Genomic DNA, 15,384 nt, shown 5'->3' on the forward strand with positions numbered 1-15,384 from the left:
TTTTTGTGAAATTTAGTTTAGCTGTAATTGTGCAAATACTTGGTTCAGACGTTGCGCATCTTTTATGCCGGGAGCCGACTCTACTCCGGAGTTAAAATCAAGCCCGATACAGCCTGTTTTAACTGCATCCAAACAGTTTTCACTGTTAAGACCACCTGCAAGTAACGCTTTTTCACGTAATGTATTAGGAATTTTTTGCCAATTAAACGTTGTTCCTGTGCCACCAGTGCCGTTATCAAGTACATATTTATTAACGTGTGAAACAGGAGAAATATCTGCGTGAATTGCCATATTTATTGCTTGCCAAATCTCACAGCTAGGTTGAATTCGTTGTCTAAGTTGCTCAATAAACTGAGCATCTTCTTGTCCGTGTAATTGAATGGCAGATAAATTAAGTTTTTCAGCATAGTCACAAATAAGCGTAATGGGTTGGTTTTGAAAAACCCCCACAAAGGCTAAGGGAGCTTGCGCTATCAACTCTTGTGCTTGTGACAATGTCACTTTGCGAGGGGATTTTTCTGCGAAAATCAACCCTGCATAATAAGCACCAGCTTGATAAACCGCTTTTACATCTTGTGTGCGAGTTAACCCGCACACTTTATGCTTTCCCAAAACGAGCGCTCTCACTGCTTGGTCAATATTTTCTTGTGACATTAAGGCGCTACCAACTAGAAACCCATTAGCATATTGGCTTAACTCTTGAACTTGCTGGTGGGTGTGAATACCTGACTCACTGATCACGATTGCATCTTTAGGCAATCCTTGGCTTAACTGCTGGGTACGAGCTAAATCGATAGAGAGATCACGCAAATCACGATTGTTAATACCGATAACTTTGGCATTGAGATTAATGGCACGTTGACGCTCTTCTTCAGTGCTTACTTCCGTTAATACGCCCATGTTTAATTGATGAGCAACGGCTGATAGTGCACGATATTGCTCATCATTTAAGACAGAAAGCATTAATAAAATGGCATCTGCTTGATAAAAACGAGCTAAATAGATTTGGTATTCATCAATAATAAAATCTTTGCACAAAACGGGTTGATGCACGGCTTGGCTAACTTGACGTAAATAATCAAAGCTCCCTTGAAAATATTTCTCATCCGTTAATACCGAAATTGCAGCAGCATAAGGCTGATAAATTTTTGCAATCGTAGCGGGATCAAAATCAGCACGAATTAGACCTTTTGAGGGTGATGCTTTTTTACACTCTAAAATAAAAACAGTATTGGGCTGAGTTAATGCCTGATAAAACGAGCGTGTTGATGGCTCTATTTGGTGCACAAATTCTGATAATGGTTGGCTTGCTTTACGTGCAATTAGATATTCAGCTTTATTTTTTACAATGGCGTTTAATACAGTCATGCTCTTATCCTCTCGTTGCTAACGCAGTTACACGATTTATTGCTTTACCGCTATAAATGGCGTGCATAGCAACTTCAGTATTCATTTTTAAATCTTCTTGCCCATGTAAACGCATTAATAAAGCGACATTAGCTGCAACAGATTCGGTATGTGCTCTTTTCCCTTCACCTTGTAGTAAATCTGCCAATAATTGACGGTTGACTTCAGGTGTACCACCTTCTAAATCAGTAATGGCACAAGGGCGAAGACCAAAATCACTAGGTGTCAGTTGATAACGTGTAATTTCACCATTGTGTAATTCAGCGACTTGAGTAGGTGCATGTAGTGAAACTTCATCCATTCCACCACTATGAACAACAGCAGCACGCTCATAACCTAAAACTTTCAATGTATCTGCGATAGGCATCAATAACTCTGGGCTATACACACCAATTAATGCTAATGGCGGACGTGCTGGGTTGATCAATGGACCTAATACATTAAATAACGTGCGTGTTTTCAATTGTTGGCGAACGGGAGCCGCAAAACGAAAACCACTGTGATACTGAGGTGCAAATAAAAAGCATAAACCCACTTCATCCAGTAATTGGCGCGCATCATCAGCACTTCTGTCTAAAGGGATACCAAATGCTGCTAATAAGTCGGAAGATCCAGAGCGGCTGGATACGCTACGATTACCGTGTTTCGCAACTTTGATACCTACTTCAGCCGCAACAAAGGCGCTTGCTGTTGAAATATTGATACTATTTGCACCATCACCGCCAGTGCCTACGATATCGCAAAAGGTATAATCAGGACGAGGAAATGGCAGTGCATTTTCGAGTAATGCGCGTGCTGCTCCTGCGATTTCTTGAGGATGTTCACCGCGCATTTTCATGCTGATTAATACTGCCGCTAATTGTGATTCTGTTAACTCACCGCGAATAATGGCGCTAAACAGTGTTTGGCTTTCTTCTAACGTCAATTGTTGTGCGCTAAATAATTTGTTGAAGATAGTTTCCATTTTATGCGTCTCCTTTAGGAGTTAATGCCCATGCGATTGTTTGTTCTAAAAGTTGTGCGCCTTTTGTGGTTAAAATTGATTCTGGGTGAAACTGAAAACCACAGGTTTTATGTTGACGGTGACGCACCGCCATAACAGTGTTATCGCACCAAGCATTAATAATGAGTTGTTCTGGAACTTGTTCTCCTGAAAGTGAATGATAACGAGCTACGGGTAAAGGGTTAGGTAAATTCACAAGCATTTCGCTGTTATCGTGTTCAGCTAATGTCGCTTTGCCATGTAAGATCTCTCCACATGAAGAAACTTTGCCACCGTAAGCCTCAATAATGGCTTGATGACCTAAGCAAATACCAATTACAGGCAATGTGCCTAATACACGTTTTAACAGTTCAGGCATGCAACCTGCTTGTGAAGGTGCTCCTGGCCCCGGCGATAACAGTAAAATCGGGTTATCGAGCTCATGTAATTTTTGTTCAATAACATCTGCTGTGACGCTATTGCGATAAATCACAACGTTATTGCCAAGGCTACGTAATTGATCGACAAGGTTATAAGTAAATGAGTCGATATTATCGAGCAGTAAGATAGTCGCCATTAGCAAGCCTCCTGCATTTGAGTATTGGTGTGAGCTTGTAAAATGGCATTGATAACAGCTTGTGATTTATTGCGTGTCTCTTCTGCTTCCATTTTTGGATCTGAATCGAGCACAATTCCAGCACCAACTTGAATAGTTGCAATATTATTTTCAACATAAGCGGAGCGAATAACTATGCAAGTATCAAAATCTCCCGCACCAGTAAAATAGCCAATAGCGCCACCATAACTGCCACGTTTCGTTTTTTCATAACGAGCAATCAATTGCATGGCACTGACTTTCGGCGCCCCAGATAGTGTTCCCATATTCATACAGGCTTGATACGCATGGAAAATATCTAAATCATCACGCAATTTACCGACTACTCTCGATACTAAATGCATCACAAAAGCATAACGATCAACTTTTGTTAATTCAGCGACATAACGGCTACCTGCTTGGCAAATACGCGCTAAATCATTACGTGCCAAATCAACTAACATTAAATGTTCAGAAAGCTCTTTCGTATCAGTGCGCATTTCAAGTTCAATTCGGCTGTCTAAATCTGCATTGATTGAACCATCTGCGTTGCGTCCTCTTGGGCGAGTTCCTGCAATGGGATAGATTTCAATTTGGCGGTCGCTTGTTTGATATTTCAATGCACTTTCTGGTGATGCTCCAAATACCGTGAACAAAGCATCTTGCATATAGAATAAATAAGGGCTTGGATTTTTCTCTTTCAACACTTGATAAGCGGCAAGTGGTGAAGGGCAAGCAACTTGAAAGCGACGTGATGGAACAACTTGGAAAATATCACCACGACGAATATAGGTTTTCATTGCCTCAACGATATCGCCATAACCTTTATCATCCATATTGCCTTGTATTGTTGATTCTGCTGCTGTTAAAGCGCGGCGAATAGGATGTTTTAAAGGTTGTTTAGCCAGTGAAATTAACTCAGATTGGCGTAAAGTGAGGCGTTGACACTCTGTTTTATCATCAGTAAAAGTAATAGAAATTAACTGACTATCTTTATTCTGATGGTCGATCACGATTAACTGTTCTGCTAAATAAAAGCAGTAGTCAGGGCATGAAAAAACGGTGTCTAATTCAGGAATGGGTTCAAATCCACTGACTAAATCATAAGCAAATAAACCGCCGACAAAAATAGCATTAGCATCTTTAGTGTCTTTATTAGCAAGGAAGAAGCGTAAGGCATCAAATACGCTGGCTGATTTTAATTTGCTTTCTTCATCAATATCTTGTGCAGGTGCTGAAAAAGTAAAAACACACTGTTTATCGCTCTCTTGTATTAAGACCGCTTTTTCTTTTAGTGCGATTTTTAATGCGGGTAATAAAGCTTGTCCATTAACGCTTAATGCATCAATAGTGACTTGATTTTTTACTGCGCTGATACGCAATGCGCTATCAACAATTAACAAACTTTTTAAGTTTGCTTTAGTGTCAACTTGTGCAGATTCTAACAATAATGTGTGATGTTTGTTTTCACATAATGTATTGAAAAGTAAAGCCGGTTCACTATGGTAAGGCAGTGGCGTTGCCTTGGTATTAAATGAGAATGCAAGTGATGTATTCATTATTATCGCTCTATATTATTTTTTACTAACTGTTTTTAATGCATAAAAAAACCCGCGTAGGCGGGTTTTAGATATCACTGACGTTAAGCAGGAGATCAAACCGCCCATAAAAGAGTATTGCGCCACCAAAGAGCGATAAGACGTTGATTAATATTCATAAGATCTCCTTACAGCTAACGACAGATAATAAGTTAATAGACTAGCTCGTGTTGTGTACTAGTAAACTGGATTGCATTGGGTTCGTCAAGTACTTTATGGCATACTCTTTAAAAATTATTACCTTGCTAAGATGAAAAGGGAGAAGCGATGACAGAAGTGCTATCTGATTTAAGAGTGATTTATGATTTGCACAGCCACACTACCGCGTCAGATGGCGAGCTTTCACCAAAAGAATTGGTTGAGAGAGCGATAGAGCGTCAAATTAATGTCTTAGCGATTACAGATCACGATACAACAGCGGCGATTACTCCTGCTAATGATTATATTGCAGAAAAAAATCTACCTCTTACCCTGATATCAGGTGTCGAAATATCGACTTTATGGGAGAATATAGAAATCCATATTGTTGGATTGAATATTGATATCAACCATAATGCAATGAAAGCACTCCTTTCGTCACAAAGCCAATGTCGTGAAACACGCGCGATAATGATAGGTGAACGATTAGAAAAAGCAGGTATTTCAAATGCATTTGAAGGGGCAAAAGCCTTAGCACATGGTGGACAAGTTACAAGAGGACACTTTGCCCGTTTTCTCGTGAATGAAGGGCATGTTGCCTCGGTTAATAAAGTATTTAAGCGTTATTTAGCGAAAGGTAAAACGGGTTATGTCCCCCCACAGTGGTGTTCAATAGGTGACGCTGTCACAGCGATTCATGAGGCTGGTGGCGTTGCAGTATTAGCGCATCCGGGACGATATGGTCTATCCTCTAAGTGGTTAAAACGCTTAACGCTTTATTTTAAACAGCTTGGTGGTAATGCAATCGAAGTGGCACAATGCCAACAACCACCACAAGAACGGGAACAACACGCAGCATTAGCGCAACTTTATGGGCTAAAAGCTTCGTTAGGTTCTGATTTTCATCGCCCTTGCTCGTGGATAGAATTGGGGCGTAATTTATGGTTACCCAGTGGTGTAGAACCCGTTTGGTCGCTATGGCAAGAGTAACATTAGAAATTCATTGAGGGATGTATGAGCCAACTTTTTTATATTCACCCAGATAATCCGCAGGCTCGTTTAATTGAACAAAGTGCTGATATTTTACGCAAAGGCGGTGTGGTGATTTATCCAACAGACTCTGGCTATGCTATTGGCTGTTGTTTAGAAAACAAAGATGCAATGACGCGAATTTGTCGTATTCGCCAATTAGATAAAAACCACAATTTCACACTGATGTGCCGTGATTTATCAGAAATCGCCAATTACGCTTATGTTGATAATGTGGTGTTTCGTTTAATAAAAAATAACACCCCAGGTAATTACACCTTTATCTTAAAAGCAACTAAAGATGTACCAAAACGTTTGATGAATGATAAACGTAAAACCATAGGTTTGCGTGTTCCTTCTAACCCTATTGCACTGGCATTGTTAGAAAATATTGGTGAGCCATTAATGTCAACAAGCCTGATTTTACCAGGCAACGATTTTGCTGAATCTGATCCGGAAGAAATCGAAGATTTATTAAGCAAACAAGTTGATTTGGTGATCCATGGTGGTTATTTAGGACAAAAACCAACAACGGTAATTGATTTAACAGAAGATACCCCAGTTATCGTGCGTGAAGGTACGGGTGATATTACGCCATTTCAGTAAGTTATTTAGCTGATTAAACTGAATTGGGAGCCAATGACTCGATAGTAATGACTCGATAGTGAAGAAATTTATTACGAGATAAAGAGATAAAAGGTGAAGGGATTTATCGCTTGTGTTAAATTTATACATTGCGATAAAAATCACGGTGTTTGTTTTTAAAATCGGTTATATCAACGCATATTTTAAACGTTAAACACTATAACTTGATCTGCGAACAAACGGCTAAGCTATCGTTAAGGTTTTGCCAACGTCGTTTTATCGCCACTATTTATCACAATGTTGATGTGAAAAATCATCAACATTGTTCACTATTGAATCAATAAACCTGTGTTTATTTCTTATTTTAATAAACATGGGTTATTTTTATTTAATTGATTTTTAAAAATTAATTCTATTTTTATGACGCCTGTGAAGGCGACACATGAGGTTGTTTCATGAGCGATAAATCGCAACGCACTGAAAAATTACAAAAAATCCTTGCTCGTTCTGGTCACGGTTCTCGCCGTGAAATTGAAGGCTATCTTCAAGAAGGGCGTATCAGCATTGATGGTACAAAAGCGAAATTAGGTGATCGTATTGATGTCACCACTACAGCAAAAATCCGCTTAGATGGCCGTATTCTAAATATTCGTGAAGCACAAAAAGATGTTTGCCGTGTGCTTGCTTATTACAAACCTGAAGGTGAACTGTGTACTCGCAGTGATCCGCAAGGTCGTCCAACCGTTTTCCAACGTCTTCCTCGCCTTAACAGTGCTCGCTGGATTGCCGTAGGCCGTCTTGATGTGAATACCAGTGGATTACTGTTATTTACAACTGATGGTGAATTAGCCAACCGTTTAATGCATCCTAGCCGTGAAGTTGAGCGTGAATACGCTGTCCGTGTTTTTGGTGAAATTGATGATGCGAAAATTCGTCAATTAACGCGTGGTGTACAATTAGAAGATGGTCCTGCTTCATTCCGCTCTGTTTCTTATCGTGGTGGTGAAGGGATTAACCAATGGTACAACGTTTCACTTACTGAAGGGCGTAATCGTGAAGTTCGCCGTATGTGGGAAGCTGTTGGTGTCCAAGTCAGCCGTCTTATTCGTGTTCGTTACGGTGACATCGATTTACCAAAAGGTTTACCGCGTGGTGGTTGGGTTGAACTTGGATTAGATCAAATCAACTATTTACGTCAGTTAGTTGAATTAAACGACGAAACAGTAACAAAAGTTGCAGTAGAAAAAGATCAACGTCGTATCAAAGCGAATCAGATCCGTCGTGCAGTTAAGCGTCATACGAAAGTATCTGCTCGCACTTCAACATCACCAGCTAAAAGAGCATCAAGTCGTCGCCAATCGGCAGGAAATAAAAAGTAATTAGCGAATAATTATTTATTATTTCAAATTAAATTTTCATTTTTAAAAAGAAGCGCTCATGTTTTTATGAGTGCTTCTTTTTTTGATGGCTTTATTTTTATAATAAATATATCTATGATAATTACATTATTACGGTAGAAATATTAATAATTTTTTATTTAACGATAAGGTATTCAAAATAATATGTATCGTTATTTTTATTTAACAACAGTGTTATATATGACTTTTCTGATAGTAGGGTGCGACAACCCCGCAAAACGAGAAAAGCAGAACGGTATTTTTTATATCAGCAATAATCGATTAGAACCTTTAGAGTTTAAAGTTGATAATTCTTATTTCGTAATGGGTAAAGGTGAAGTTAAAAAAATAAAACTTAATAACGGAAAACATTTGTTAGTCGATAGTCATGGTGAACAGAGTGAATTTATGATTTATCCAGGCAATCGAGGCGGAATAATTAATCCGAATAGAGAAATATATTATAGTTTCACTTCGGTATTTAAACCAGATGATACACTTGATGATCTTCATATAGATGAGCGCACAGTATGGATTAACGGCATACTTGTACGTGGCGCCATTAATAGCTCTGACTCTCTTTTTATTGATAATAATATTTTTAATTGTGATATTCCATTAGATGAATCATTACCTACTTACTTATCTGATTGGGACGATAATGAAAAAGTGAATGTATTGACAAAATGTTTTTCAAGAGAGGATTTTTATCAATATATCGCTAAATATCCTTATGGTATTCACTTTTATTCTGAACGTGATTTGTTAACTGAATATTTAGCAATAGATAAGTTTAATTGGATAGATGGAGGGAACACACGAACAGATAATTTAACTCCACTAGAATATAATGTTAAATTTAGTAATGAAAAATTAACCAAAGAAGCAAATAGTATTTATGAAATAATGAAGAAATATTTAGCGTCAAGAGATCCTAAAGAAAAACAAATATTTTATGATGAATATCATAAATATTTAGTAAGAATGGCAATGATTTACAATCAACAAATACAAAATAATATTTTTGTAGATAGAGATGCCTATTTTGAATTTATGAAAAAAAGTGGGAGAATATTTGGTGCTGGCATTTTAGGCGAGCCAATTCTTATTTAAGAAAATATTCATTTTATGATAATCATTATAGGTTACCAATCTATACCTTTTTGCGCTTTTATTCCGCTGTCAAAAGCATGTTTGATAGGACGCATTTCTGTCACCGTATCGGCTAACTCAATTAATTTTCGATGGCAGCCTCTTCCTGTGATAATGACATTTTGGTGAGGTGGGCGAGAGCTAATAGCTGAAATAACTTCATCTAATGGTAAATAGTTAAAGCTAATCATATAGGTAATTTCATCAAGAATGACCAGATCGTACTCTGGATCGTTAAGTAGTTTCAGTGCATATTGCCAAGTATTCAAACAGGCAGCGGTATCTGCCGTTTTATCTTGTGTTTCCCAAGTAAATCCCGTTTCCATTACATAAAATGGTACACCGAATTGTTCTAATAGATTTCGTTCACCGTTTTCCCATGTCCCTTTTATAAACTGCACAACACCGACTTTTTTTTGATGACCAACAGCACGCGTTGCGGTTCCCATCGCCGCTGTTGTTTTGCCTTTACCATTGCCAGTAAAAATTATCAAAATACCTTGCTCGTGTTGAGCTTGCTCAATTCGAGTATCTACTTTCTCTTTTAAACGTTGTTGGCGTTTTTGGTGTTGTGCATCATTCATTTTGCTACCTTAAACTTAAATTATGTTATTCAGCGGGACCTGCTTTACGGCCAGGTTGTGCATCTAAAGATTGTCCTTTCACCTCAATACTGTCATCACTCATAAGGTAGAGATATAACGGCATCAAATCGTGAGGTGTTTTTAATTTCTGTGCATCTTCATCTGGAAATGCACTTGCTCGCATTGCGGTACGAGTGCCACCAGGATTAATGCAGTTAATACGCAAAGTACTTTCGTTATATTCTTCATTAAGTACTTGCATAAAGCCTTCTGTTGCGAATTTAGAGACAGAATAGGCTCCCCAACCATAACGACCTTGGCGACCTACACTAGATGTGGTGAGGATAAGGCTTGCATGAGGCGCTTTGAGCATCAATGGTAGTAGTGCTTTTGTGAGCATAAATGTCGCATTAACGTTGACTTGCATAACGTCATGCCAAAGATTACTCGGTTGATTAATGATAGGTTCAACAACACCTAATAAACCAGCATTTTGTAATACACCATCAAGATGAGGGAAGCGTTTAACGAGAGTATCAGCAAATTGCTGAAAATCGTTCTCTGTCGCTGTAAGTAGATCAAGTGGATATAACATGGGCTGTTGGCCACCTGATGTGATTATTTTTTCTTGAATATCTTCAAGTTTTGATAAAGTACGGCCTAATAAGATAAGTGTTGCGCCATATTGCGCATAAGTTAGTGCGGCTTCTTTTCCTATGCCATCACCAGCACCCGTTACTAGAATAATTTTATCTTTTAGCACGCTATGATCGGGTTGATATTGCAACATATTGATATCCTGTCTAGTAAAAAGTAAATAAAGTGTAACGTCTTATTTGCCTAGCGACCAGTTTAGTCTGACTTTTTGTTTACAATTTATGGCTATTTTCTTTATGGTATTAAACATAATCATGCCTTTGTTGCTGGCGCTAAAGCAGAATTTCGTTAAACTAGGCATATTGGTTTTAGTCAGTGTTATTAACCTTAAAAAGAGGTCTTTGTGGAGTATATTTTGCAATATGGGCTGTTTTTAGCAGAAATTGTCACTGTTGTTGTGGCGATTATCGCTATCGTGTTGTTTTTCGTTGTAATTGGAAATAAAAAGCAAAATCGTAAAGGGACGTTAAGAGTCACAGATCTTGCTGAAGCTTACGAAGAAAAACAGCGCGTTATGCAACAAGCAAAAATGGACGATGCTGAATTAAAAGTCTGGTATAAAGCGTTTAAAAAGCAGCAAAAAAAAGAGAATAAACAGAGTAAAAACAATGCAAAAGAAGGTAAAAAAGGCGTTGTAAAACCTTGTTTATATGTGCTTGATTTTAACGGTAGCATGGATGCACATGAAGTGGGTGCATTACGTGAAGAAATCAGCGCCATTCTTTCTGTTGCACAAGCAGGTGATGAAGTATTACTGCGCTTAGAAAGCCCGGGCGGTATGGTTCACGGATATGGATTAGCCGCAGCTCAATTAACACGCTTAAAAGAAAAGGGTATTAAACTGACAGCGGTTGTCGATAAAGTGGCTGCTAGCGGGGGATATATGATGGCATGTGTGGCAGATAAAATTGTTGCTGCACCATTTGCGATTATTGGTTCGATTGGTGTTGTGGCTCAGATCCCTAACATTCACCGTTTGCTCAAGAAAAACGATATTGATGTTGAGTTGCATACCGCTGGCGAATATAAACGTACATTGACCTTGTTAGGCGAAAATACTGAAGAAGGTCGTCAGAAATTTAAACAAGATTTAAATGAAACGCATCTATTGTTTAAATCATTTGTGCATAAATATCGCCCTCAACTTGATATCGATAGCGTTGCAACGGGTGAGTATTGGTACGGTTCAGAAGCACTAAACAGAGGCTTAATTGATGAAGTTGGTGTCAGTGATGATTGGTTGATCAATCATATTAATGACTTTGAAGTTCTTTCTGTCCAATATGTTACCAAAAAGAAAATGGTTGAGCGAGTTACAGGTGGTGCAATGGAAAGTATTGATAAACTGATGATGCGTTGGGTACAAAGAAGTAAAAAACCGCTGCTATAAGCCAATAAGTACGCAATAAATGATATCAGTGATATGGATTATCGCTGATATCATCCTTCCTTAATCCAGTCACTATTTCTCAGCCTTCTTAATAAATATTCTAACTTTCTATTTTAAAAAGCTTTTATTTTGATAAAACAAAAAAAAGCCAGTGAAAATTTCACTGGCAATCAAAGAAATAATTGATATTGCTTATAACAACAACAGGGTAAATATTTCCTCTTTCTAGGAGGCTTCAATATAGCTGTAAATAGAAAATAAAAATAATTGATATTACTGATTGTATTGATAGGTAAATGTAGTCTTGAGTTGAGATGTGACAGAAAATCTGCATTATAATCAAACTGAATTATTATTCTTTATTTTTGTTTGATTATGCCAGTTATTGGCACCTGAGTGAATGCAATAACTGGCAAGCAAAGTCTCTTTTTTGTTATCGATAAAGAGTAAATTAATTTACTTCAGTGATTAAATAAAAATAATCACGAAGATGACTTATTCTAAATGGTATTTATCAGATAACACATGAGCTAAATGCTTGAACATGTTGAATGCTGCTGTGCTTTTTGCAGTAGGTAAACCTTGTTCATCTAAAAAAAATTCGCCTTTAAATACGAGGACATTACCTTTCTGTTCAACCGAATCAGCACGCATACCTTGTAAATAATCTTCATGTTCACATATGATTTTATTCGCTTTTTCAAGTAGCATCTCTGTTGTAATCGGTGTAGTTTGTGTTGACATAATATGTGCTCCTTAGAAAAATAATTTGTTGCGCCTCACTTTTTATCAGGTAGAGTGTGGCATTTTTAAAAGCTTAGCTACTCTATATGTAGCAAACAATGATTTACCTGTACTCGGTCAAAGTAGTGAGGTGATTAAAATACCTCAAAAAAAGTTATGAGTTTTGAGCTTAAACAAAAGCTTTGAATAAAAACAGGTTGATATATTGCAAAACTAACGCAATATAAAAAAGAGATTTTAAACATTTTTTTAGTTGAAGGTATTAAACGATACCGTCATAACAAAGTTTAATTAGGTAAAGGTAATTATGGGTAAAGCTCTTGTTATCGTGGAGTCCCCGGCTAAAGCCAAAACGATCAATAAATATCTTGGCAATGACTACGTAGTTAAATCTAGCGTGGGTCACATTCGTGATTTGCCAAAGAGTGGTTCTGGCAGCCAGAAGAGCGAAAACTCATCCGCCACGAAAGGCGTGAAAAAAGTTAAAAAGGATGAGAAATCAGCCTTAGTCAGCCGTATGGGAATTGATCCCTATAATGGATGGAATGCGAACTATCAAATTCTACCCGGCAAAGAAAAAGTCGTGGCTGAACTAAAAGCATTGGCTGAGAAAGCTGATCATGTCTATCTCGCAACGGACCTTGACCGCGAAGGAGAAGCTATTGCGTGGCATTTACGCGAAGTTATCGGCGGTGATGATGAACGATTTAGTCGAGTGGTTTTTAACGAAATCACTAAAAATGCCATTACACAAGCTTTCCAAACTCCGGGTGAGTTAAATATAGATCGCGTTAACGCACAACAAGCTCGTCGCTTTATGGATCGTGTTGTGGGTTATATGGTTTCACCTTTACTTTGGAAAAAAGTTGCTCGTGGATTATCTGCGGGTCGAGTGCAATCTGTTGCTGTGCGTCTTTTAGTTGAACGTGAGCGTGAAATTAAAGCCTTTGTTCCTGAAGAATATTGGCAATTGCACGCGTCATTGTTAACGCCTGACGAGCAACCGTTGCGTATGGAAGTCACGCATTATAATGATAAAGCCTTCAACCCTGTTTCATCCGATGAAACACAGGTGGCGGTTAAAGCATTACAAAATGCAACTTTCACGGTAAAAGATCGTGAAGATAGACCAACATCAAGCAAACCAAGCGCACCACTTATCACATCAACCTTACAGCAAGCGGCAAGTACGCGTTTAAGCTTTGGTGTGAAAAAGACGATGATGCTAGCTCAGCGCCTTTATGAAGCTGGTTATATAACCTATATGCGTACTGACTCAACTAACTTAAGTCAGGATGCAATTCAAATGGCACGTGATTATATCAATGAGAATTTTGGCGCTAAATATTTGCCGAAAGAGCCAAATGTTTATTCGAGCAAAGAAAATTCTCAAGAAGCGCACGAAGCTATTCGTCCTTCAGATATCAACGTTATCGCAGAATCTTTAAAAGATATGGATAACGATGCCAAACGTTTATATCAACTGATTTGGAATCAATTTGTTGCTTGTCAAATGACACCAGCAAAATACGATTCAACCACATTAACAGTTGAATCAGGTGATTATAAACTACGAGCTAAAGGTCGTACTTTACGTTTTGCCGGTTGGACGAAAGTCATGCCAGCGATGCGTAACAAAGATGAAGACAAAACCTTACCTGCAGTTGATGTAGGGGCAAAACTGGCTTTAGCTGAATTAGAACCTACTCAGCACTTTACTAAGCCACCAGCACGTTTTAGCGAAGCGACTTTAGTTAAAGAGTTAGAAAAGCGCGGTATTGGCCGCCCTTCAACGTATGCTTCTATCATTTCCACTATTCAAGATCGTGGTTATGTGAAAGTTGAAAACCGTCGTTTTTATGCAGAAAAAATGGGTGAAATTGTAACGGATCGCTTAGAAGAGAATTTTAGCGATTTAATGAATTACGATTTTACTGCGCAAATGGAAGATCACCTCGACCATGTTGCTAATAATGAAGAAAATTGGAAAGAGGTATTAGATGCATTCTTCACCGATTTTAGTCAGCAATTAGATGTCGCTGAAAAAGATCCTGAAGAAGGTGGAATGCGACCAAATCCAATGGTGATCACGTCGATTGAATGTCCAACTTGTTCTCGCCATATGGGAATTAGAACGGCGACAACAGGCGTATTCTTAGGGTGTTCGGGCTATGCTTTACCACCAAAAGAGCGTTGTAAGCAAACCATCAACCTTATCCCTGAAGATGAATTATTAAATATTCTTGAAGGGGAAGATGCAGAAACTAATGCATTACGTGCACGTCGCCGTTGCCCGAAATGTGGTACTGCAATGGACAGTTACCTGATTGATACTCATCGTAAATTACATGTTTGTGGTAATAACCCTGCATGTGATGGTTATGAAGTTGAAGAAGGTGAATTCCGCTTAAAAGGTTATGAAGGTCCAGTTATTGAGTGCGATAAATGTGGTTCTGAAATGCACCTGAAAATGGGGCGTTTTGGTAAATACATGGGTTGTACTAATGATGATTGTAAAAATACCCGTAAAATCTTAAAAAGCGGTGAAATTGCACCACCGAAGGAAGATCCTGTTCCACTTCCTGAATTGCTATGCGAAAAATCAGATGCTTACTTTGTCTTACGAGACGGTGCTGCTGGTGTCTTCTTGGCCGCAAACACGTTCCCTAAATCAAGAGAAACGCGTGCGCCAAAAGTAGAAGAACTGGTTCGCTTTAAAGACCGTTTAGCAGAGAAAATGCGCTATTTAGCAGAAGCTCCGGTAGCTGATCCTGAAGGAAACCCAACTATTGTGCGTTTTAGTCGTAAAACAAAACAGCAATATGTTTCTTCAGAGAAAGATGGCAAGGCAACAGGTTGGTCTGCGTTTTATGTCGATGGCAAATGGGTTGAAAAAACCAAATAACATTGGCATTACGTGATAAATAAAAAAGCGACTAATGAGAGTTAGTCGCTTTTTTGTATTAACACTGATGATCCAAGCTCTTGGTGACGACGGTGCAAGAATGGTATGTAGTGTGATTAAATAATTTAGTGGCACTAATATTATGAAATAGAAGCTGATAGATAAGGTCGGCTTTTTTTATGCTTATTTATAGCTTATAACTATTCGATATAACAAAACCT

Annotated in this window: 11 protein-coding genes and 1 pseudogene; 6 read left to right on the forward strand and 6 right to left on the reverse strand. The window is 38.3% G+C overall.

All coding sequences use genetic code 11. From position 1 onward, the window contains the following. Positions 1-12: 12 nt before the first annotated feature. From trpCF to F1325_RS08905, 3 genes and pseudogenes are all read right to left on the reverse strand, one after another. On the reverse strand, positions 13-1,368 hold the full coding sequence (trpCF, locus tag F1325_RS08890; RefSeq protein WP_109372374.1) for a bifunctional indole-3-glycerol-phosphate synthase TrpC/phosphoribosylanthranilate isomerase TrpF: 1,356 nt from the start codon (positions 1,366-1,368) through the stop codon (positions 13-15). 4 nt (positions 1,369-1,372) lie between these two features. After that, positions 1,373-2,966, reverse strand: a pseudogene (gene trpD, locus F1325_RS19350) (bifunctional anthranilate synthase glutamate amidotransferase component TrpG/anthranilate phosphoribosyltransferase TrpD). Beyond that, on the reverse strand, positions 2,966-4,543 hold the full coding sequence (locus tag F1325_RS08905; RefSeq protein ID WP_160230330.1) for an anthranilate synthase component 1: 1,578 nt from the start codon (positions 4,541-4,543) through the stop codon (positions 2,966-2,968). Before F1325_RS08905 ends, trpD begins: the two are co-directional and overlap by 1 nt. A 306-nt stretch (positions 4,544-4,849) precedes the next feature. On the opposite strand from F1325_RS08905, the gene rnm reads away from it, so the two are divergent. The 4 genes from rnm (at position 4,850) to F1325_RS08925 (ending at position 8,844) form a co-directional block, all read left to right on the forward strand. Then, positions 4,850-5,710, forward strand: coding sequence for an RNase RNM (gene rnm, locus F1325_RS08910; protein WP_160230331.1), 861 nt, complete (start codon positions 4,850-4,852; stop codon positions 5,708-5,710). 24 nt (positions 5,711-5,734) lie between these two features. Beyond that, on the forward strand, positions 5,735-6,355 hold the full coding sequence (locus F1325_RS08915) for an L-threonylcarbamoyladenylate synthase (protein WP_023582284.1): 621 nt from the start codon (positions 5,735-5,737) through the stop codon (positions 6,353-6,355). 434 nt (positions 6,356-6,789) lie between these two features. Beyond that, positions 6,790-7,713, forward strand: coding sequence for a 23S rRNA pseudouridine(2605) synthase RluB (rluB, locus tag F1325_RS08920; RefSeq protein WP_088495702.1), 924 nt, complete (start codon positions 6,790-6,792; stop codon positions 7,711-7,713). Positions 7,714-7,932: 219 nt separating this feature from the next. Continuing rightward, positions 7,933-8,844: a hypothetical protein gene (locus F1325_RS08925; protein ID WP_244185017.1), complete on the forward strand. Its 912-nt coding sequence runs from the start codon at positions 7,933-7,935 to the stop codon at positions 8,842-8,844. A 32-nt stretch (positions 8,845-8,876) separates the two neighbouring features. Here the strand turns inward: F1325_RS08925 and cobO are convergent, their stop codons facing one another. Together cobO and F1325_RS08935 are read right to left on the reverse strand one after the other, a co-directional pair. After that, positions 8,877-9,467: a cob(I)yrinic acid a,c-diamide adenosyltransferase gene (gene cobO / locus F1325_RS08930; RefSeq protein ID WP_109372368.1), complete on the reverse strand. Its 591-nt coding sequence runs from the start codon at positions 9,465-9,467 to the stop codon at positions 8,877-8,879. 25 nt (positions 9,468-9,492) lie between these two features. Then, a complete protein-coding gene (locus F1325_RS08935; RefSeq protein ID WP_196564231.1) occupies positions 9,493-10,254 on the reverse strand; it encodes a YciK family oxidoreductase in 762 nt (253 codons plus the stop codon). A gap of 213 nt (positions 10,255-10,467) precedes the next feature. Between F1325_RS08935 and sohB the strand changes: the two genes are divergently transcribed. Then, positions 10,468-11,514, forward strand: a complete 1,047-nt coding sequence (sohB, locus tag F1325_RS08940) for a protease SohB (RefSeq protein WP_109372366.1) — start codon at positions 10,468-10,470, stop codon at positions 11,512-11,514. A 495-nt stretch (positions 11,515-12,009) separates the two neighbouring features. Here sohB and F1325_RS08945 read toward each other — a convergent pair whose 3' ends face one another. After that, positions 12,010-12,258, reverse strand: coding sequence for a YciN family protein (locus F1325_RS08945; protein ID WP_069369238.1), 249 nt, complete (start codon positions 12,256-12,258; stop codon positions 12,010-12,012). A 307-nt stretch (positions 12,259-12,565) separates the two neighbouring features. Between F1325_RS08945 and topA the strand changes: the two genes are divergently transcribed. Then, on the forward strand, positions 12,566-15,163 hold the full coding sequence (gene topA, locus F1325_RS08950; RefSeq protein ID WP_109372365.1) for a type I DNA topoisomerase: 2,598 nt from the start codon (positions 12,566-12,568) through the stop codon (positions 15,161-15,163). Positions 15,164-15,384: the final 221 nt, after the last annotated feature.

The organism is Proteus columbae, from assembly GCF_009914335.1.
In the GTDB taxonomy this organism is placed as follows: Bacteria; Pseudomonadota; Gammaproteobacteria; order Enterobacterales; family Enterobacteriaceae; genus Proteus.